The sequence below is a fragment of the Armatimonadota bacterium genome (assembly GCA_013314775.1).
In the GTDB taxonomy this organism is placed as follows: Bacteria; Armatimonadota; Zipacnadia; order Zipacnadales; family JABUFB01; genus JABUFB01.
Map to the genome: position 1 here is coordinate 74902 of JABUFB010000016.1, position 19584 is coordinate 94485.

The following is a 19584-nucleotide window of genomic DNA, read 5'->3' on the forward strand; positions in this document are numbered from 1 at the left end:
AGAATCACGATAGGCTTGCCGTTGTGTTCCATCGCGCAGACTCCTCCCTGTTACCTGACTGCCGGACGGGCAGGGTGACGGTGAACGTTGAGCCCTTGCCCGGTTCGCTCTGCACCGTGATTTTCCCTGAGTGCCGGTCCACGATCTTGCGGCAGACTGCCAGACCAATACCGGTCCCAGAGTACTCGCCACGACCGTGAAGCCGCTGGAAAACTGCGAAGATACGTTCCGCGTACTTCTGCTCGAACCCGATGCCATTATCGGCAATTTGGATTTCGTAGCAAGGGCCGTTCGCGCAACCCTCTTCCACGAATCGCCCGGAGATTCTAACCACGGGGGGCTCATCTTCGCGGCGGAACTTCACCGCGTTGCCGATGAGATTCTGCAACAGTTGCTGCATTTGCACAGGATCCGCATCGATGGTGGCCAGGTCTTCCGACTCAACCCGGGCCCCGGCTTCCGCGATACTGATCTCCAGGTCCGAGAGTACCTCGGCGAGAATGCGCGAAAGGTCCACCGGCTCGAAGGGCTGCGCCCGGGTGGTGACGCGCGAATAGGTGAGCAGGTCGTTGATGAGTCCCTGCATCCTGCTCGCCGCATTGCGCATCCGGGTCAGGTACTCGCGACTCTCAGCGTTGAGTCCGTCGCCGGCTGTCGCCTCCAGTCGGTCCCCGAAGGCCTGGATCTTGCGCAAGGGCTCCTGCAGGTCGTGCGAAGCAACGTAGGCGAACTGCTGCAATTCCTCGTTTGATCGTCGAAGCTCGGCGGTGCGCTCCTGCACTTTCTGCTCTAGGCTCTCGTTGAGCGCCTTGAGTTCCTCAATTCGCTTGCGCCTCTGGATCAGTTGCCACATGCCCTGCATCAGGAGCTGCAATTGCATCACGTCCGACTCATCGTAAGGGGCTTCCTTATTGCCGACGCCCGCCACGATCACAATGTGGTCGCCCTCGAAAATCGGGACGTTCATGTGTCGCGTGAGCGCCACATGCCCGTCGGGGTACCCCTTCTTGAGGGGATTGGGCGCCGCATAGTCGTTGGTGATCACAGGCTTGCGCTGGCGTACGGCCTCGCCCCACAGGCCGGTGGATTCCACCGGGTAATGAATGGGCTTGTCATTCATCGCGCACTGTTGCATCGCGGTTCTTGACCACGCATGCATGGTGAGCACGCTTTCATCGTCATTTGTGAATGCGAGGTAGCCGATTTCGCTGTTCGTGAGGCGCACTGCCTCCTCCAGCGCGAAATTGGAAAGCTCAGAAAGCGTTGCGTCCGTCATGTCGGACAGATCATGGAGGGCCTGGAGCCTGCTCTCGTTCAGCCGCAGTGCTTCCTCCGCCGCCCGGCTTTCCGTAATGTCAACGCCGGCGCTGACCACGAACTCCACGTTGCCACGCTTGTCCGTACAGCAGGTGTTGGACCACGAGATCAACCTTCTGCCGCCGTCTCTGGTCAGCCAGTAGTTCACATATTGATTCGGGAAATCTCCCGCCACCAGACTGCTGAAGACCCTCTGCACCGCTTCCCGCTCCTCCGGAGCCAGCAATATCTCCCAGAGCGGCTTGCCGCGCATTTCCTCGAAAGTGTAGCCCGTTGTCTGGGCGCAGGCGCGGTTGAACTGGATGATCCGGCCCTCGCGGTCGAGAACGACGATCAGGCTGGCAGCGGTGTCAAGCACCGCGGACACAAAATCGCGCTGCTGACGCAGTTCCACGAACAGGCGGTGGAAGAGGATGAGACTGGTGGCCAGCAGCAGGGAGATCAGCAGCGCGACCAGTTCCATGCCGAGATTGAGTTCCGGTGACCGGGCATTCGTCGCCTCGGCGTAGAGGGAGATCCCCCTTCGCAGCGCCATGAGGGCGAATGTGCAAGCCACTGCGATCCAGGGACCGCGGCGGTCCGTCACGGTGATCATGCGGATGGCAAGCACGGCGCACGCGATCTGTAGAGCCATAGACAGACCGGTGACGATGATCACGTCGGTACCACCTCCAGCCAGCAGCGTCTTGCCTGTCCTGGTCTCGTCTACCCGGAATGGGTACTTCGCCGAATGAGTAGACGAGTCCTGTTCCCAATCAAATGCATGGCGGCAAAGGCCCCGCGGAGGTGTCCGGCGAAGAGATGCTCAGCTTGCCCTGCCAGGAGGCCCTTGACCATGCCCGACAGGCCCAATGTGCTGCTCATCACCGCCGATCACATGCGCTGGGATGCTCTCGGCTGCAACGGGAACCCCTTCGTCCAAACGCCGAATCTGGATGCCCTTGCTGCGAGGGGCGTGACCTTCGACGGCTCATTCAGCTGCAACCCCATCTGTGTGCCCGGGCGGGCGACGATAACCACCGGCAACTACTCCCACGTCTGCACCGGCATCAAGAACAACTCCGGTCGCATTCGGTCAGGGCAGCCAACAATCGCGGCCCATTTCCGAGATGCCGGCTACCACACGCTTGCCGTGGGAAAGCTGCACTATGTCCCCTACGCGCCGCCGGGACAGCCCCGCCTGCTCCACGGATTCGAACATGCGGAGTTGTGCGAAGAGGGTCGGATTCTGCACCAGTTCTCTCCCGGCGCAGACGCCCGCGGCCTCGAGGATTACCACGATTGGCTGCATGATATGGGCTGGGGCGGGTACGAGCGCGCCCATGGCACCGGGAACAATGACGTCCATCCCGCGCCGTCACCCCTGCCCGCGGAGCTTCATGAGGAGTCCTGGGTTGCGACGCGGACCATCGCCAACCTCGAGGATCATCTGTCTTCGCGGCCCGGCCGGCCCTTCTTCGCCTGGGCATCCTTCACCAAGCCCCACCCGCCGTATGATCCACCCCGACCTTTTGACGCCCTTTACGACCCGCGGGACATCCCGCCGCCCGTGGGTTCTGTGGACCTGCTTGCGGACCGCGACCCGTGGCTGCGATACAACCCGGTGGCCTATGGCTGGGATAAGCTTTCGCCACAGGCGGTGCAGGTGGCCCGGGCCCACTACTTCGGGATGGTCACATTCCAGGACCAGATGATCGGCCGCATCCTGTCCTTCCTGTCCGACGCGGGCTTGACTGACAACACCCTCGTCGTCTACACCGCGGACCACGGCGATCTGCTGGGCGATTTCGGCTGCTTCTTCAAGTGCAACATGTTCGACGGCTCGGTGCGTATCCCGGCAATCTATGCGGGCCCGGGGGTCGCCCCTCACGCGACGTCGGGCACCCAACTCGTGGGCCAGCACGATATCCTGCCCACACTTGCGGAACTGACCGGCACCAGCCTGCGCGCGCCGGTTATGGGGTCCAGCCTCGCTCCTGCGCTGCGAGACCCGTCGGCCCAGTCGCGCGAGCTCGTCTTCTCGCAGTCTCTCGACTCACCCCGCCAGTGTTACATGGTGCGCTCTCACAGCTTCAAGTACGTCTACCACGAACTGGGCGGGATTGAGGAGTTGTATGATTGCAAAGATGATCCGCACGAACTGCGGAACCTGGCGACGGACCGGCCGGAACTCGCCGCCGAATACCGCGCGGCCCTCGTGGACTGGTGCCGGGAGACCGGGGATGCGGCGATGCTGGACGAGGCCGGCGACCTGCGGGTCTCCGACGAACAACTCGACCGGCGCGACGCCTTCAACCCGGGCAATATGGGCTGGCGGTGGTATTGAGGGCCGCGCCTGTGGTGGTCGCCGCGCACGGTGGGACGGGCACGCAGTCTTCAGATGACAGCGTAGCGCGATGCTAGTCCCCTGGTTCGTCCCTCTCTTGCCCCTTCGCGCGGTTCGGGGTAATCTTGGCGCAAATGCAATACCCGATTACGACCGCTATCACGCCAGAAAGGCAGGCGTCCGATTTGTCCGACATCACCGCCCTCGAATCCCGCCTCGACGACTTCGACCCGCAGGTCCGCCGGGAAGCTCTCGAAGAGCTTGCCGCCGCGCGTGTACCGACCGCTCCCGCCACGGACAATCTCAACATGCACTGCCATTCATTCTTCTCGTACAACGCCGACGGCTGGTCGCCCTCTCACATCTCCTGGGCAGCCCACTTGGCCGGCCTTTACGCCGCCGGCTTGTGCGATTTCGATGTGCTGGACGGCCTCGAGGAGTTCCTGGCCGCCGGGCAGCTTCTTGGCCTGCGCTCCACGGTGAACCTCGAGACCCGAGTGTACTTTCGGGAGTATGCGGACGTGGATATCACCTCACCAGGCGAGCCCGGGGTCACATACATCATGGGCGCGGGATTCGTCACTCTGCCCCCGCCCGGGACATCGCAGCACGCCGGCCTGTGTGCTTACCGCGACGCTGCCTGCGCTCGAAACGTGGACCTGGTGAACCGTATCAACCCCCACGTGCCGGATATAGCCATTGACTACGAACTCGACGTTCTGCCCCTCACGCCGATGAACGCCGCTACTGAGCGCCATATTATCCGGGCGTATGTGAATAAGGCGGCCGAAGTCAACGGCAGCCCGGAGCGGACCGCTCAATTCTGGTCGGAGATACTGGGCAAGCCCGCGGCGGATCTCGAGCCGATTCTGGATTCCCCCGACTTCGAGGAGCTGGTGCGGTCAAAGCTGGCCAAGCGCGGCGGGCTCGGATACGTACAGCCCTCCGAGGACACTTTCCCGCCGGTGGACGACTTCATCCAGTGGGTCTTGTCCTGCGATGCGATCCCCATGATCACCTGGCTGGACGGCACCAGCGGGGGAGAAGAGGATGGCCGGGCCATGCTGGAGTGCATGGTGGCCAAGGGCGCGGCCGCGCTGAACATCATCCCGGACCGCAACTGGAACATCAAGGACCCCGAAGCGCGGGAGAGGAAGATCGGCAAGCTGCGGGAGATCGTGGCTATCGCCGATGACATGAACCTGCCGATAAACATCGGCACGGAGATGAACAAAGCCGGCCTGCCCTTCGTGGACGATCTCGGCGGGCCGGTCCTGATAGACTTGCGCGAGAGTTTCATGCGGGGCGCGCGGATTATGGTCGGCCACACAGTGATGGCACGGTTCGTGGGGATGAGCTATGTGGCGTGCGACATGGACCTGCCGCGCAAGAACGCTTTCTTCGAGTCCGTGGGGGCACTGCCGGCCGTGAACGACACGATCGCGGAGGCCCTCACGAAACTCGGGCCGGACATGGCGATGCAGCGTATCTCCGAGAGCGCCGCCGCGGGTGTATGGAGGGTGTAGGGGGCTGCGCGGTCAGCCCAAGCTCACCCCGCAATCCGCCGCGACCCTGCGGATGTACCTGGCCGCCGGCGCGAACTGCTCGGGCCTCATGTGTTCCATCATCAGGGGCGTGTCCGGGTCCAGTCTCGCCAGTTCCGTCAGGTACACGCGGTAGTCCAGCGTGCCTTGTCCCGGCGGGACCTCGTCGATGTGCACCATGAACCGGTCGCTCATAGTGATGTCCTTGGCATGGCAGCTTCGGATGTATGGCCCCAGCTTCTCGAAGCACTCCCGGATCAGGTCGCCATTGCGGAAATACCGCGCCGGGCAGTTCACCAGATTCGTCGGGTCCAGGTGCACCGCGCAAGCTGGACGGTCTATCGCCTGGATTAGCCGCAGGTAGCTATCTGCGGAATCCGGCAGCATCCACGGCATGGTCTCCAGCGTGTAGAAGGTCCGCGTGGGCTGCACTGCGTCGATGATCGCGCGGGTGGTTTCGACAATGGCGTCGAAGGTCTCGGGCAGGAGGTCTTCGGCGCAAGGGCCGTCCCACTTGTCACCGCGCGAGCCGACGATGTTCACGCAGCATCGCGCGCCGATCCTGTCCGCGACGGCCAATTGGTTCACACATCGCTCGAAGGCCTCTCTGCGGGTCTTCTCATCACGGCTCAGTGGGTTGGACCAGGCGCCGACCTCGGCGATAACGAGGTTCGCGCGCCTTGCTGCGGCCACGTAATCATCCATCAGGTACTCGACGGGGTCCGGCCAGTAGGCCGCCGTGTAACCTGCCTGTCTGTGTGCCTCGGCCCAACTGTCCGGGTCGTTTGTGCCGAAAACGGGGCCACCGAATCTCACGGGGGCCTCCTGTCTCTGCGCCGCGGGTGCCGGAAGGTCCCGGTCCCTACGCGGCGAATACATGTGTCTCCGGAATCCTTCCTCGGAGGTCCCCCATGGCCCTTCCGTCTACCCTTCGCCGCGCCCAGCTGATTCTGCTCACGATCTCGCTCTGCCTGTGCGTCTTGGCTGACGAATGGCCCGGCTGGCGGGGCCCGCTGGGGAACGGCGAATGGAATGAGGACGGCATCACCGATACACTTCCTCAGGGTTCGATCCCCCTGCGTTGGACTGCGCCCATTGCAGGCGGATACAGCGGACCGACGGTGGCGAATGGACGCGTGTATATCACCGACCGGGTGACCCGGCCTCGCGAGCAGGAGCGGGTGCACTGTTTCGCGTGGGATTCCGGCACTCTGCTGTGGACCTGCGCCTATGATTGCGACTACAAGAAGATATCGTACACCACCGGGCCCCGGGCGAACGTGGCCGTGAGCGACGGTCGGATCTATCAATTGGGCTCCATGGGTCACCTGCTCTGCCTTGACGCCAACAGCGGCGACGTCATCTGGCGGAAGACTCCGGGGGAAGACTACGCCGTGCGCCTGCCCACCTGGGGCATTGCTGGGTCGCCGGTGATCGCGGATGACCTGATCATCGCCCAGATCGGCGCGGAGGACGGCGGCTGCCTGATAGCCTTCGACAAGGCTACAGGGGCCGAACGCTGGCGGGCGCTGGATGATGACGCGTCTTACGCCGCTCCAGTGTTGTTCGAGCAGGCCGGGCGCAAGCTGGTCGCGGTGTGGACCAAGTTCCGCATAGCCGCCATCGACCGCGCAACTGGGGAACAGGTCTGGAGCGTGGGCTTTCCCGGGGGTGGCACCGACCCCGCAATCGCCACGCCCATTGTGGATGGCCCGTGGATGTTCATCTCCGCTTTCTGGCATGGCAGCGTCATGCTTCGCCTGCACCCGGACAAGCCGGCGGTGGAGATGGTCTGGCACCGCAAGGGCCAGAACGAGCGGAATACCGACGCTCTGCACGCCTGCATGACCACACCCATGTTCATTGGCGGGTATATCTACGGGATCGATTCATGGGGCCAACTGCGCTGCCTGGACCCGGCTACCGGAGACCGGCTCTGGGAGGACACCACGGTTGTCCCCCTGGACCGCTGGGCCAATGCGCATATGGTCCGCAATGGGGACCGCGTCTGGTTCTTCAACGAAAAGGGCGAGCTGATTGTGGGCCGGGTCTCGCCCCAGGGCTACCAGGAGATCAGCCGCTCACGTCTTATCAAGCCGACCAGGGGCCAGTACGACGGCCGCGGGGGAGTGTGCTGGAGCCACCCGGCCTTCGCTTACCGGCACGTCTTTGCGCGCAATGATGAGGAACTGGTCTGCGCGGACTTGACGGCGAGGGAGTAGACGCCTTATACCAGCCAGACCGGGCACAGGAACGCGCTTCGCGAAGGGTAGCGAACCCCGACGTCAGTGCCCCGGTTCACCGTTACCGTTCAACTGTGCATCCGGCCGTAACCAACGCATCACACCGTGGAGCGCCCTATGAACGACACCTTCGAACCACCTGTCTCGCCGTGCTATCCTGACCTGCGGGGTAAGGTCGCCCTTGTCACCGGTGGTGGCGCAGGGATTGGCAAAGCAATCAGCGTCCGTCTCGGGACCGAGGGCATGCGGGTGGTCCTCTGCGGGCGCACTGAGGAGAACCTCATCGAAACGGCCGGGGAAATCACGGGCGCGGGTGGGTTCGCTCTGCCCGTGGTGACAGACGTATCCGACGAGGCGCAAGTGGACGCACTGTTCGCGCGCATGGCGCAGGAGGGCCTGCAACCTGATCTGTTGGTACATAATGCGGCCCTGGTGCGCGGCGGAGCGTTGTCCGACACGAACACCGACTACTGGCAGCGGATGCTCGCGACCAACGCTGACAGCGCCTTCTTCCTGGCCAAACGCCTCGCGCCGGTGATGCTTGAGCGGGGGAGTGGCGCCATGGTCTTCATCAGCACCATCGGCGCGCTGCAATCGCACCACCGGATGCTCGCCTACGACAGCAGCAAAGGCGCCATTGAGGCCTTCGTGCGCTCGCTGGCCCTGGAATTGGCGCCGGCGGGGATCCGGGTGAACTCAGTTGCGCCGGGTCCCATCCGGCGCAAGGGTATCCCGGCGGGCACGCCTTTGGAGACCGTCCGCCAGCCGTACGTTCCTATGCAGCGCTACGGAAGCAGCGACGAGATCGCCGCCGCCGTGGCTTTCCTGGCAAGCTCCCAGGCCTCATACATCACCGGGCAGACGCTGTGCGTGGACGGCGGGTCCACGGCGCAGTTGTCTCCGCCGGGCATCTTCATCTGAATGGGGAGAATGACTACCCGCCTGGCCTCGCCAGGCCCACGATGATGTCCGTGGTGTCGCTCGGGTTGGTGCTCCAGGCCACGTCCAGCGCGCCCGAGAGCTGATACCGGTGGGTGGCGTTCGGCCCCGAGTACGTGGGCGGCGCGTTCACCGGGACGTGGAGTTGGACCTTGAGCACCTGTTGCTGACCCGCCGACAGCTTGATCGGGCCGGGAATGCGCTGCTCGGTGTCCAGAGTCTGCACCCGCTTGTAGTCGTCCTTGTCTCCGGTCTCTTCGCCCTTCTCGTCAAATACGGGCACTTCGAACCGCACTTCCTCCTCACCCGTAAGCCTGACCAGCGCGGACTTTGCCTCGACGTCGCTGTTCGCAGTGATGTTCAGCCGGATGTTGATCGCCTCGCCGGGCATGTACACGAGCTTATCCAATTCCAGCGCCACCGTGGCAGGCCCACCGCTGATGCGGACCGGGAAACGCATGGTTGCCTCCCTGGGGAAGCATGAAAGTCTCCGCGGCAGGAATCGGGTTCCATGCGCTGCCGCGACAGACCTTCAGGAGTGGGGAACAGGGAGAGACGGGCAGGCGATCTCCGGTGCCCGGCGACGCTGCCCGTCCCAGTATCTGGCGGAAATGGTCTGTCCGTTCAGTCTCTTTGCAGGACGATCTCCACGAAGGTCTGGCGTCCATACTGGTGGTCCAGGTCGCGCTGTGCGGCTCGCAGCCCAGATCCGGCAGGTGGTGTCACCTGCAACCGGTACCGGCCGGAAGCGGGGTTCTCGAACCGGAAGTAGCCGCCTGCGCCTGTCACCGTCTGTCCAACCCGGTGAGAGCCTTTGAACAGCTCAACCGTCGCACCCACAACCGGGGTCTCACCAGCGGCCGCGTTCACCGATGCGGTTGTTGGAGCTGCGGCCAGCACCACACCGCCGATGTCCGGTTCGCCCGGCGGCAGGCCGCCGCCGATGTAGCTCAGAAGCACGGCCTCACCCCCGCAGCCCACCAGCGCCGAAAGAACGAAGAACGCCATCAGTCCGGCGATGCCCTGACCTGTCGCCTTCATCGTCACTGATCCCCTTTCGTCGGGCGATCCATAGACGCGATTGCCGGCAGAGCCTGTCTCTCGCCCCAGAAGTAGCCGATCTCCCGCGCAATTTCGACCGCCTGCCGGGCGTGTTCACGCGCCTGGTCGCCTTTTTCCAGTCGGGCGAGCAACACCAGTGCGTCAGCCTCTAAGTCGCGGCAGCCTGCCTGACGGAGATCTTGCAGGACCGTCCGCAGCGTGTCCAGCGCCGTCGCGGGGTCATCAGCCATGCGGCATCTCGCGCGTTGCAGCCTGGCTGCAAGTTGCAGACGTCTCCACTGCAGCTTCGCGGCGCGCGACTCTGCACGGGCGATGTGGTAATCGGCATCGGCCGGCCTCCCGGCGTCGAGATAGGCCAGCCCCAGCGCGAGTTCAGCCTCGGCGAGCACGTGTCCGCGTCCGGCGTCAATCGCTTTCTCGATACCCAGCCGCGCGTGGTTGCGTGCGCCATCAGAGTCCGCCTGGCAGCGGAGCATTTCAGACCGCAGCACTTCGACCAGCGCCTGGAGACGTGCGTCTGCCGCGAGTTCGGCCCAGTCTCCAAGCGCTTCGAGTCTCGCCGCCGCTTCTGAGAGCCGTCCGGTCCGCAGGAGGACGATGGCCTCGTTCAAAACCGCCTCGCGAACCTGGTCCGGCTGGGATGCCTGGGCGGCGATCTCCCGAAGGTCAGCGAGAAGTCTTCCGGCGAGGCCGTAGTCCCCCCGACTCAGCGCCAGGTTGACGCGGTTGGACAGGATGTATGTGCGGGCTGTGAGGACATATGTTTGGGGTTGATTGTCCGCCTCAGCGATCGCCTGCGCCTCGTCCAGGTACTGCTGCGCTGCGTCAGGGTAACCCGCCTGATCCTCCAGCGCCGCGAGAGATACCCGACCCGCCCAGCGCGACCACCATGCGTCAGAATGTGCCAGCGCCAGGGCATGGTCTCGGGCTGCGATGAGATTGCCGGAAGCCTGCAGGACGCGGACCATCTCCTGCAGGACTGACCTCTCAGCTCTGGTGTCACCGAGATCCCGCGCGGTCTCCAGAGCCTTCTCCAGTGACGCCCGTGCTCGCGGCAGGTCACTGCGTTCGAACCATGCGTGGCCCATGTGCAGGCGGGCTTCCAGGACAGCCTTTGATGCCCCACGATCTCGCGCTAGCTCCAGCAGTCTTGGGGCCGCCTCCAACAGCGCTGCGGTATCGCCTAACCTTCGGTATGCCAGGCACAATTCGCGGACCGTCTCCAACATAGCGGCGTCATGCCGGTCCTTCTCCGCTGCTCGGCGTTCGCGTTCCGATGCAAGCTGACTTGCCAATGCTTCGACGTTCGTCTGGAGTGCGTCTCGTTCCGAGCGCAGGCTCTCGGCGTCGGCGGTAGTTGCGGACGGGTCATCCAGGAGGAACCAGGTGAGAGGCTTTCCGCACAAGTCTGCAATGGCCTGGAGCCGATCAAGGGGAGGAAGGGTTGTGCCTGCCACGTAGTTGTGGACGAGACCGCGCGTAACACCCATCTTCCGCGCGAAGGCGGCCAGGGAATCGTGCCCGGCCTCGGCGATGGCGGACTGTATGCGCGTTGCCAGGAGCTTCCGCCCGGTTTCGGTAGAGATGTCCACGGGGGGATAGTAGCATCGTCTACTCATAATGTCAATTGACAATCTGTAATGACATTGTGTCTATTATAAATAGACGACATCGCAACCCTGTTGAACATCGCTCTCGTTTCGGGGGTATAGTCTTCTTAGAGCCTCACCCAATTCTCTCCTCGGGAGTGGTAGCCTTGAAATCCGCACTTGCGCTTGCTCTGCTCGTCGTTGCATGTGTGCTGTCCGGCTGTGGTGGGGGTGGTGATGAGGTCGCCGGGTCATCCTCTGGAACTGCCATGATTGTCGGCACCGTAACGGCCCCCGGTGTTGCGACGTCCGCTGCCCCTGAGAACCCAGCCGCGTACTGCCAGGTTACCGTAGAAAACGCCCAGACCCGCACCCGTCTCGGATCAGGCCAGGCAGACGGCGTGGGGCAGTACAGCATCGGGCCTATCCGTTCGGGTCAGACGATCATGGTACGCGCCACCCTTCGGGATGGTACCCAGCTCAAAACTCGCGCCCAGGTGCGCGGCGGCAATTGCCGGGCCGACGTGGACCAGGATAGCACAATCGCGGCCGCAGTGGTCGAGTCCCTGCAGGATGCGGGTGTCACCGATGAGGACCTGCAGGGCGCGGCCTACGACGTGTGTGCTCAGTATCAGGCGCGAACTCGGTACCATTACCGGACCGCCGGCAATATCCCGCCAGACTTCACGAACCCCGACGAGGTGGACCAGACCGCTGGCGAACTGCTGGAGGCGGCAACACAGGCGGCCATAGCGACGGCCGTAGCCACCCGCACACCCGGGGATTGCGACAACGCGGTGGCCATGGTGGAAGCGCGCCTGCGTGCAGGTGACGCCACCGCCACCGGTTGGGGCGCGGAGGTCCGCAGGCGGCTCTCCGTGGCGATGCAGAATGGTCGGAAGTTCACGGCCGAGGAAGTGGCAGAAGCCGCAACGGCCGCGGTCCTGGGCACAGTGCAGTCGGCAGGGGGGGACCTGGTCCGCAACCAGTTTGAGCAGCGGATACGTCACCATTACGCCGGAACGATGGAAGGGCCCGAGGCACTCGAGGTTCTCTGCGCCAGCGAGGGAACCCCGGACCAAGTTCGCCTCAAGACCCAGCAACAGGTTCGCGACTGCGTAAACGTGCTCTTGGCGGGCTAGTCGCTGGATTCTGTAGTGGCGTCAGTCTGATTTGACGCAGTCGCGTACAGTGAATGCAGCGCAACAAACCACGGGTAGACTGGATGTGTCGGCAGCCGGAAATCAGGAGGGTTCCAATGCGCGCCTCAATGGTGTTGACAGTCGTGTGTTTCGTCGCCCTGTTCCCCGCCGTTGCCGCCATTGCAGCAGACATCGCCATGTCCGTTACAGTTGCTCCGAAGGTCCTAGTGCTTAGTGCACCTACGGAGTGGATCACAATCCACACCGACATGCCTCTGGCATCGGTGGATCGCTCAAGCGTCGTGGTGACCGCTAACGGCGCGAACCTTCCCATAGCTTGCGTCAAGGCCGATGCCCGCGGGCAGATGGTGCTCAAGATCGATCAGGCGGATGTGGACCCCTTCGTCGCTCCGCCCAGCGCTACGTTCGTGGTCATCGGAAACACTACGGGTGGACTGACCTTCGAGGGTTCGGACACTATCCGCGTGCAGTAGCGCACTTCGAAGCTTCAGGGAATACTATGCGGCCTCGCTTGCACAGACGGGGCCGCATAGTCTTTGCGAGCCGTAGGCCGGTGGCCGAGCGAGCTAAAGCCCCAGCCGCTCCCGGTGTGTCCTGAGAACGAGTTCCAGTGCGTTCTCTATGATCTCGCGCTGGCCCGGATGCGGTGTGGGCGACTGATCAGCGATGCCCAATGGCTCCCGCCCCATGAGCGCCCGCAGAGAGTTCTCGACGCACGGTCCCAGCCAGGCCAGCGAGTAGCCCCCCTCCAGCACCAGCACCAGCCGTCCGGAGCACGTCTCGTCGGCAGTCTGCGCCAGCAGTGCGGTCCAGTCGTGGAAGGCCCTCGCCGAGCAGTCCATCTCGGCCAGAGGCTCGGCGTGGTGCGGGTCGTAGCCGGCGGAGACGAGGATAAGATCGGGCTGGTACTCGCGCAATGCCGGGGCCACGAGTTCCTGCATTACCCGGGCATAGTGCGCATCCCCCGCGCCCCGGACCAGCGGCACATTGATGGTATATCCGGCGCCTTCCTCGACACCCACCTCATCATACGATCCGGTGCCCGGGAAAAGGCCGTGTTCGTGGATCGACATGTAGAGGACATCCCTGCGGTGGTAGAAGAGTTCCTGGGTTCCGTTGCCGTGGTGGACGTCGAAATCTACGATGGCGATGCGCTCTGCCCCGTTGCGCAGGGCGGCCTCGGCTGCGAGCGCAATGTTATTCAGGAAGCAGAAGCCTTTGATGAGGTCTTCCCCCGCGTGGTGGCCCGGTGGCCGCACCAGGCAGAGCGAACGCGGGCAGTCGTCGCTCAGGGACGCCCTGGCCGCAGCGATGCACGCCCCAGCCGCCGCGTACGCTGCCGCGCAGGTGTCCGCCATGGCGAGGGTGTCGATGGTGAACTCCGCGCGCCCCGTGGCGCAGGCGCGATCCAGGGATGCCAGATGCTCTTCGGAATGGAGCCGGAGAAGCTGCTCGCGGGTGGCAGGCTCAAAGGGCAGAGATCGGGTATCAGCCAAGAGCCCGGAGGCGTCGAGGTGATCCAGGATCGCCCGCAGACGGTCGGGGCTCTCGGGATGTCCGGGGATGTTGTGCTTGAGAAATACCGGGTCGCTGATAATCCCAACCATGCAGCGCGCTCCTTCCGGGAGAGTGCGGTGATTATACACGATGTTGAAACGAGCCAGTAATCCGGGCGCCATTGGTCCCTGAATCGGTTTGGTGCCAGGGAAGGAATCCGAGTCCCCTTAGCGAAACCCCATGAGTTGCTGACTGCCGCGCAACCCGGGCGATAGTGCCCCTCGCCGAGGTTCTCGCCTCATGGATGCCCTCGCGAAACTGCAGTTGCACACCAATTTCGGTGATGCCGACTGGGGCATCACTGTGGTCTTCCTGGTGGTATCCACACTGCTCGGGATGTGGGCGATGCGCTACATCCGCGACATGGAAGACTACGTGGTGGCTGGACGGTCGGTGCGCACGTACCTTGGCGTCGCTTCGATGATCGCTACGGAGCTGGGCCTGGTCACGGTCATGTACTCGGCTCAGAAAGGCTTTACCTGTGCTTTCGCGGCCTTCGCCATAGCGGTGCTTGCGGCGGCTGCCGGCCTCATTGTGGGGATGACGGGGTTCATTGTCGTCCCTCTGCGGCACCACGGCGTGATGACCATTCCCGAGTTTTACGAGGTGCGCTTCAGCAGAGGCGTCCGGGTCATCGGCGCGATTATCCTCGCCGCCTCGGGTATCCTGAACATGGGGATGTTCCTCAAGGCTGACTCCATCTTCGTCACCAGCGTGATGGGGATGCATCAGGAGGGCCAGCTGAAAATTGCGATGACCATCATCCTGGCCCTGGTGCTCTTGTATACGATGCTGGGCGGGATGATCTCCGTCGTGCTCACTGACTACCTTCAGTACGTGGTGATGTCCATCGGGCTGGTGGTCACTTCGATCCTGCTCATGCAGCATTTCGGGTGGAGCGACCTGGTATCGGCGGTGTCGGAACTCAAGGGTGAAGCGGGCTTCAACCCGCTCATGAAAGAGAGCGGCCTCGGGCCCACTTATCTGGTCTGGATGCTGTTCCTGGGCTTCATCAGCGCATGCGTTTGGCAGACATCAGTCATGCGCGCCACCAGCGCCGAGAGCGAAAAGGTGGTGCGGCGCACCTATGTCTGGGGTTCGGTGGGCTTTCTCGTGCGGTTCTTGATCCCCTACTTCTGGGGCATCGTCGGCCTGGCATATGTCGCTGGACACCCGTCTCTGCGCGAGATCTTCCTGCCCGAGACAGGCTCAGCAGATTCCAGCCTCCAACTTCGCGCCATGCCCATCGCACTGGCCAATCTGCTGCCCGCCGGGTTCATCGGCCTGCTCACGGCGGGGATGCTGGCGGCGGCGATGTCTACCTACAACACATACCTGCACACCTGGAGCGCGGTGATTACCCAGGACGTCATCGCGCCCCTCATGGGCGGGCATGTGGCTGCAAAGACCCGGATCAACATCGCCCGGGGCATCATGATGCTGGTGGCCGTCTTCCTGCTGGTCTGGGGTCTATGGTACCCGCTCAGTGAAGACCTGTGGGACTACATGGCCGTCACCGGCGCGATCTACTTCACCGGGGCCTTCGCGACACTGGTTGGGGGAGTCTACTGGAAACGCGCCAGCAAGGCGGGCGCCTATGGGGCCTTCATCTGCGGCTTCTTCACCATCCTGGGCCTGAAGCCGGTGCAGCAGATATTCGGCGTCAGTTGGCCCAGCGAAGTCGTGGGGCTTGCGGTGGCCGCTTCGGCGTGCGTCGTCATGTTCCTTCTCTCATCCCTGTTCCCAGACGCCCCGAAGAAGGAGGAATAGACCATGCAGGACTTCTGGGTCTCACTGTGGGCTGTGGTCTGGTTCGGAGGGCTGGCCGTCTTTGCGCTGCTCTCCGTACTCGTCATCATGTTTGGTGGGGCCGACCTCGTGGCGATGCTCTCATCGCTGAAGATCCGTCATGAGGAACAGGAAGCTGTGGAGGCCGAGATGGCCGAGGAAGCCGCACAGGCCGACGAGAGCTGAGGAAGCGGGGAGTTGACGGCATGGCAAACCGCGCTGCAATGCCACTGGCGGCACTGTTTGTACTAGCCTTCCTTGCCACAGGTTCAGAACTATTGGCGGCGCCGCAGGTGGTCAACGGGAGCTTCGAGGCCGATGCCTACACGAAATCCCCCGGACTGTGCGCCCAGCACCGGAACCGGATCACCGGCTGGGAGGCGTCAGGCAATGTGGGCATCAACCCCATCTGGAAGGACGCCGAGAAACGCTCGGGCCCGGCCTCACCTTTCTTCGACAACGGTGCGATCCCTCATGGCCGGCAGATCGCCCTCATCCAGGGCCCGGGGAGTATCACGCAACGCATCGCAGGGTTTGAAAAGGGCCACCGGTACGTGGTCACTTTCCGCGAGAACGGCCGGGTGCAGCGGCAGGGAGACGGCTGGCCGGTGGTTCGAGTGCGGCTGGGCGACAGAATCATTGTCTCGCCTCACGAGGTGCCGCCGGTGGCGCGCAAGGACGAGTATCACGTGCCTTTCGCGCGTGTGGTAAGCGCGGTCTTCACTGCGCCGGAGGACGGAGAACTGGACCTGGTGATCGAGACTATCCAGGAACTGCGAACTACCACCGTGTTCCTGGATGATGTAAAGATACAGGAACTGCGGGAGGGTCCGGGAGCTCCCTGACCGCGGTGAGCACAGGAGGATCGCCTTGAAGCTGACCGTGGACGCCGACAAGTGCACGATGTGCGGCTGGTGTATTCCCACCTGCCCCAGCGAGATGGTGCGCAGCAAGGGCGACTTCATCAAAATTGGGCGCGTGGCCTGCATCGAGTGCGGACATTGCATCGCCATTTGTCCCACGGGCGCCATCGTGGACGAAGAGGGCAAGGAACTCGCATCTGCGGCCTCTTCTGCCCTCGAACCTGAGGCGCTGACGGCCCTGATGCAAACCCGCCGCACGGTGCGGCGGTACACGGACGAACCGGTTCTGCGTGAGGAGGTCGAGGCGATCCTGCAGGCAGCGGCGTGGGTCCCGACGGCCGCGAACTGCCAGCCGCAGGAATATGTGGTACTCACTGATCCTGATCAGGTTGCCGAACTGCGCGAGAGGATAGAGGCCCACTACCGGGCGTTCGGCGAAGCCCTGGCGGACAAAGCAAACCGTGATGTGCGGCTGGCCGAACTGGGCGCGGATCCGGAGACCGCAACACACCCCCACATGCTCGCCGCAGTGCCGGCGTTCGTGAAAGCCGTGGACACCGGCCGCGACCGCCTGTTCTTTGACGCGCCCGTGGTCATCGTCATCCACGCCGCCGAAGATCAGGTGATGCCCGCGTCTGCATGTCACTATGCAACCTTGGCAATCGTCCTGGCTGCCTGGGCGCGGGGCCTGGGGACCTGCATTACCGGGTACGCTTCGGATGCGCTGCGCATCAGGCCGGACCTGCGCGAGCACCTGGGCATCGGGCCCGGCAATCAGGTGCACGCGGTGGTTGTGCTTGGGCACCCCGCTGAAGGTTTCACGCGCATCCCGGCCCGTCGCCCTCCAAAGGTGGACTGGCGCTGAGACCGTAAGCCCTAAGGTAACCATAAGCCGGACTTCATCCCCCAATAACACCCGCGGCAGATGATGGACCTGTGCACAGGCATCTTCGCGCCCAATCCCGACCTTACCCCCGGAGGTCACCTCATGAGACCAATCCTGATGGCTGCTGTCCTTCTGTCACTGCTCTGCGGACTGTCCCAGGCCGCGCAGGTCACGGGGACCGTCTACTACGACCGCAATGCAAACGGCCAGCGGGAAACCGATGAGCCCGGGCTTCCAGGCGTGCGCATCAGCGACGGGATCACCGTCACCTGCACGCGCGACGACGGCTCATACACGCTGAATCCCCCCGACGAGTACACTGTGATTCGCGTGAGCTGGCACGCCGGCTATTGGCCCACCGCGAACCGCTTCTGGGAGGGTGTTGAAGGCGCAACCCCTCGCACAGGGCTGGACTTCGCTTTGCGCTCTCCCGTTGGTGATGAACTGAAACCAGGGGCATTGATTGTCCAGATCACCGACGTCCACACTCTGCCCGACACCGTCCACCTGATCAAGCAGGTCGCCGAACAGATCGCCGGCCTCAACCCCCGGTTCGTCATCGCCACCGGCGACCTGGTGATGGATGTCAACGGGGCCACCACAGAGGCCCGTGTGCGCGAGCTGTATTCCGCGTTCCAGGCCGGGATCAGCCCGCTACCCGTCCCCGTCCTCAGCTTGCCCGGCAATCACGAGATGTGCGGAACCGGCGCGAAGTCTTTCGAAGGCGACCAGAGTCTCCTCGGCGAGGGCGCCTACAGCCGCCTGCGAGGACCGCTCTACTACAGCTTCGACAACGCGGGAATGCATTTCGTGCTGCTGCACGCAACACGCGTGAACACACCCGGCAAAGTGGGCGGCGGTTACCGCGACGGCCTGACCGATGTAGAGCTTGAGTGGCTGAAGCAGGACCTGTTCCACGTCCCGCCGGACACGCCCATCTGTGTGTTCATGCACGAGCCGCCGCGGGGGTTCGCGAACCGTGACGCCTTCGCCGCGCTGCTGCAGAACCGGCCTGTCATCGGCATGTTCGCGGGGCATACCCACGAGGTGAAGACCTACGACTTCGCCGGCGCTCGTGTCTGGGAGAGCGGCGCGGTTTCGGGGTCCTGGTGGGCTGGTCCGGAACGGAAGAACCCTTGCCCTGACGGGAGCGCTCCGGGATACAGGCTAATCTGGGTCACGCCCGAGGGATCAATCGAGACCATCTACCGCGGCGAGTGGGCTGAGAGTGCCGCTGAGTTCCAGAGTGTCCAGTGGGATCCGGCGACCCGGCGCATCGAGGCTAACATCGCCGCGTTCGACCCGGCCCGCGAGATCACAGGCTTCGACCTGCACTTCGCGGGCATGACCTTCAGCGCTCCGGCCGAAGTGCGTGGTGGCGGAGCCTGGCGAGAAGCGGAGATCGAAGGTTTCGTGGAAAACGGGAACGTCGGCGGGTTCTACGGCCTGCGCGCGAAGGCCGTGACCGCCGACAGTCAGGGCCCGTCGGTCACGCTGAACAATCCCATGTATGTTCCATTGCCTGCCGCCGAACTTGACGGCAGTCAGGATGGGAAGCTGCGCTTCTTCATTGTGAACCAGCACGCCGCCAACCTTGTGACCATCGGCGGTCAGAGTTTCCGGATGCCCGTGGATGAGGGGATCGTGGACCGCTGGATCGAGATGCCCATCCCGGCCGAGGCGCTCAAGGGACCGGCGCAGGTCACCATCACCGCGCAGGGCACTCCTCCCGACAACCCGAATCTGGACGACTTCCGCATTTGTGCAATGAGCCTGACCGTTGGCAATCGCCAGTTGGTTGCCAACGAGACGGTGCAGCGCGAGCAATGGCTGGGGGACAACGATGAGGGCCGTCCGGCGGAGTTCACCTTCAACCTGGCGGAAGTGAACACCGCTGCGGACGCTGCCGAAGGCACGCTTTCGGTGACACTGGGAGCCAGCGCTGCGCCAACGTGGGTGATGATGAACGGCGTGAAGCTGGGCGACGTGGCGGCATCGGACAAGCGCCAGACCGCGACCCTCACCGTGCCGGCGGATGCGCTCAAAGGCCCTCTTGCGGTGACGGTGGGAGCGGGGAAGGTCGCTGAAAACGATCTGGCGGACTTCAGCGTGGCCACGCTGAGCTTGAAGATCGGTGACCGACAGTTTCTCAGCGCCGAGAAGGACATCGCCCTGGGGGATGGAAAGCCTGCGGCCGCGCCGGAGTGCACCTTCCACCTGCTGCCCTTCGTGCCGGAGGGATAAGCCACAATGGAGCAATGACCGAGTGGGCCGGCGCCGGCTGCGGGGAAGTACCGCAGACGCGCG

General features: G+C 63.7%; 17 protein-coding genes. 11 read left to right on the plus strand and 6 right to left on the minus strand.

The annotated features are described in order from the left end of the window. Positions 1 to 4: 4 nt before the first annotated feature. Entirely contained in the window at positions 5 to 1975 is a 1971-nt protein-coding gene (locus HPY44_19420; GenBank protein NSW58183.1) for a GAF domain-containing protein, read from the minus strand. A gap of 177 nt (positions 1976 to 2152) precedes the next feature. Between HPY44_19420 and HPY44_19425 the strand changes: the two genes are divergently transcribed. Together HPY44_19425 and HPY44_19430 are read left to right on the plus strand one after the other, a co-directional pair. Further along, positions 2153 to 3643 carry a sulfatase-like hydrolase/transferase gene (locus HPY44_19425; GenBank protein NSW58184.1) on the plus strand — a complete coding sequence of 497 codons (1491 nt, stop codon included), beginning with the start codon at positions 2153 to 2155 and terminating at the stop codon, positions 3641 to 3643. A 185-nt stretch (positions 3644 to 3828) separates the two neighbouring features. Then, positions 3829 to 5169 carry a hypothetical protein gene (locus tag HPY44_19430; GenBank protein ID NSW58185.1) on the plus strand — a complete coding sequence of 447 codons (1341 nt, stop codon included), beginning with the start codon at positions 3829 to 3831 and terminating at the stop codon, positions 5167 to 5169. Between the two features lie 12 nt (positions 5170 to 5181). Here HPY44_19430 and HPY44_19435 read toward each other — a convergent pair whose 3' ends face one another. Next, complete coding sequence (locus tag HPY44_19435) at positions 5182 to 6003, minus strand: sugar phosphate isomerase/epimerase (protein NSW58186.1); 822 nt, start codon at positions 6001 to 6003, stop codon at positions 5182 to 5184. A gap of 95 nt (positions 6004 to 6098) precedes the next feature. On the opposite strand from HPY44_19435, the gene HPY44_19440 reads away from it, so the two are divergent. After that, positions 6099 to 7409, plus strand: coding sequence for a PQQ-like beta-propeller repeat protein (locus tag HPY44_19440; protein ID NSW58187.1), 1311 nt, complete (start codon positions 6099 to 6101; stop codon positions 7407 to 7409). Between the two features lie 138 nt (positions 7410 to 7547). After that, positions 7548 to 8351 (plus strand): SDR family oxidoreductase, encoded by an 804-nt coding sequence (locus HPY44_19445; GenBank protein NSW58188.1) that lies wholly within the window; start codon positions 7548 to 7550, stop codon positions 8349 to 8351. Positions 8352 to 8364: 13 nt separating this feature from the next. Here the strand turns inward: HPY44_19445 and HPY44_19450 are convergent, their stop codons facing one another. The 3 genes from HPY44_19450 to HPY44_19460 form a co-directional block, all read right to left on the minus strand. Further along, the gene (locus tag HPY44_19450; protein ID NSW58189.1) at positions 8365 to 8829 is read right to left on the minus strand and encodes a sporulation protein; all 465 of its coding nucleotides are present in this window, start codon (positions 8827 to 8829) and stop codon (positions 8365 to 8367) included. 164 nt (positions 8830 to 8993) lie between these two features. Beyond that, entirely contained in the window at positions 8994 to 9410 is a 417-nt protein-coding gene (locus HPY44_19455; GenBank protein ID NSW58190.1) for a carboxypeptidase regulatory-like domain-containing protein, read from the minus strand. A gap of 2 nt (positions 9411 to 9412) precedes the next feature. Continuing rightward, complete coding sequence (locus HPY44_19460) at positions 9413 to 11050, minus strand: helix-turn-helix domain-containing protein (GenBank protein NSW58191.1); 1638 nt, start codon at positions 11048 to 11050, stop codon at positions 9413 to 9415. 137 nt (positions 11051 to 11187) lie between these two features. Between HPY44_19460 and HPY44_19465 the strand changes: the two genes are divergently transcribed. Beyond that, a complete protein-coding gene (locus tag HPY44_19465) occupies positions 11188 to 12162 on the plus strand; it encodes a hypothetical protein (GenBank protein ID NSW58192.1) in 975 nt (324 codons plus the stop codon). 116 nt (positions 12163 to 12278) lie between these two features. Further along, entirely contained in the window at positions 12279 to 12656 is a 378-nt protein-coding gene (locus HPY44_19470) for a hypothetical protein (GenBank protein NSW58193.1), read from the plus strand. A 93-nt stretch (positions 12657 to 12749) separates the two neighbouring features. Here HPY44_19470 and HPY44_19475 read toward each other — a convergent pair whose 3' ends face one another. Further along, positions 12750 to 13790 (minus strand): histone deacetylase, encoded by a 1041-nt coding sequence (locus HPY44_19475; protein ID NSW58194.1) that lies wholly within the window; start codon positions 13788 to 13790, stop codon positions 12750 to 12752. Between the two features lie 190 nt (positions 13791 to 13980). Here HPY44_19475 and HPY44_19480 point away from each other — a divergent pair, with 190 nt between their 5' ends. The 5 genes from HPY44_19480 to HPY44_19500 all read left to right on the plus strand — a co-directional run bounded on the left by HPY44_19480 (position 13981) and on the right by HPY44_19500 (position 19521). Continuing rightward, entirely contained in the window at positions 13981 to 15510 is a 1530-nt protein-coding gene (locus HPY44_19480) for a sodium:solute symporter family protein (protein NSW58195.1), read from the plus strand. 3 nt (positions 15511 to 15513) lie between these two features. Further along, positions 15514 to 15714: a hypothetical protein gene (locus HPY44_19485; GenBank protein NSW58196.1), complete on the plus strand. Its 201-nt coding sequence runs from the start codon at positions 15514 to 15516 to the stop codon at positions 15712 to 15714. Positions 15715 to 15734: 20 nt separating this feature from the next. Beyond that, positions 15735 to 16373 carry a hypothetical protein gene (locus HPY44_19490; protein ID NSW58197.1) on the plus strand — a complete coding sequence of 213 codons (639 nt, stop codon included), beginning with the start codon at positions 15735 to 15737 and terminating at the stop codon, positions 16371 to 16373. Between the two features lie 25 nt (positions 16374 to 16398). Continuing rightward, positions 16399 to 17256, plus strand: a complete 858-nt coding sequence (locus HPY44_19495; GenBank protein ID NSW58198.1) for a nitroreductase family protein — start codon at positions 16399 to 16401, stop codon at positions 17254 to 17256. Between the two features lie 123 nt (positions 17257 to 17379). After that, positions 17380 to 19521: a metallophosphoesterase gene (locus tag HPY44_19500; GenBank protein NSW58199.1), complete on the plus strand. Its 2142-nt coding sequence runs from the start codon at positions 17380 to 17382 to the stop codon at positions 19519 to 19521. Positions 19522 to 19584 lie beyond the last annotated feature (63 nt).

Excerpts from the sequence above, each read along its gene's own strand:
- HPY44_19475 (NSW58194.1), bottom strand. The coding sequence starts at position 13,790 with ATGGTTGGGATTATCAGCGACCCGGTATTTCTCAAGCACAACATCCCC.
- HPY44_19480 (NSW58195.1), top strand. The coding sequence starts at position 13,981 with ATGGATGCCCTCGCGAAACTGCAGTTGCACACCAATTTCGGTGATGCC.
- HPY44_19455 (NSW58190.1), bottom strand. The coding sequence starts at position 9,410 with ATGAAGGCGACAGGTCAGGGCATCGCCGGACTGATGGCGTTCTTCGTT.
- HPY44_19500 (NSW58199.1), top strand. The coding sequence starts at position 17,380 with ATGAGACCAATCCTGATGGCTGCTGTCCTTCTGTCACTGCTCTGCGGA.
- HPY44_19460 (NSW58191.1), bottom strand. The coding sequence starts at position 11,050 with ATGAGTAGACGATGCTACTATCCCCCCGTGGACATCTCTACCGAAACC.
- HPY44_19490 (NSW58197.1), top strand. The coding sequence starts at position 15,735 with ATGGCAAACCGCGCTGCAATGCCACTGGCGGCACTGTTTGTACTAGCC.
- HPY44_19425 (NSW58184.1), top strand. The coding sequence starts at position 2,153 with ATGCCCGACAGGCCCAATGTGCTGCTCATCACCGCCGATCACATGCGC.
- HPY44_19445 (NSW58188.1), top strand. The coding sequence starts at position 7,548 with ATGAACGACACCTTCGAACCACCTGTCTCGCCGTGCTATCCTGACCTG.
- HPY44_19450 (NSW58189.1), bottom strand. The coding sequence starts at position 8,829 with ATGCGTTTCCCGGTCCGCATCAGCGGTGGGCCTGCCACGGTGGCGCTG.
- HPY44_19470 (NSW58193.1), top strand. The coding sequence starts at position 12,279 with ATGCGCGCCTCAATGGTGTTGACAGTCGTGTGTTTCGTCGCCCTGTTC.
- HPY44_19440 (NSW58187.1), top strand. The coding sequence starts at position 6,099 with ATGGCCCTTCCGTCTACCCTTCGCCGCGCCCAGCTGATTCTGCTCACG.
- HPY44_19485 (NSW58196.1), top strand. The coding sequence starts at position 15,514 with ATGCAGGACTTCTGGGTCTCACTGTGGGCTGTGGTCTGGTTCGGAGGG.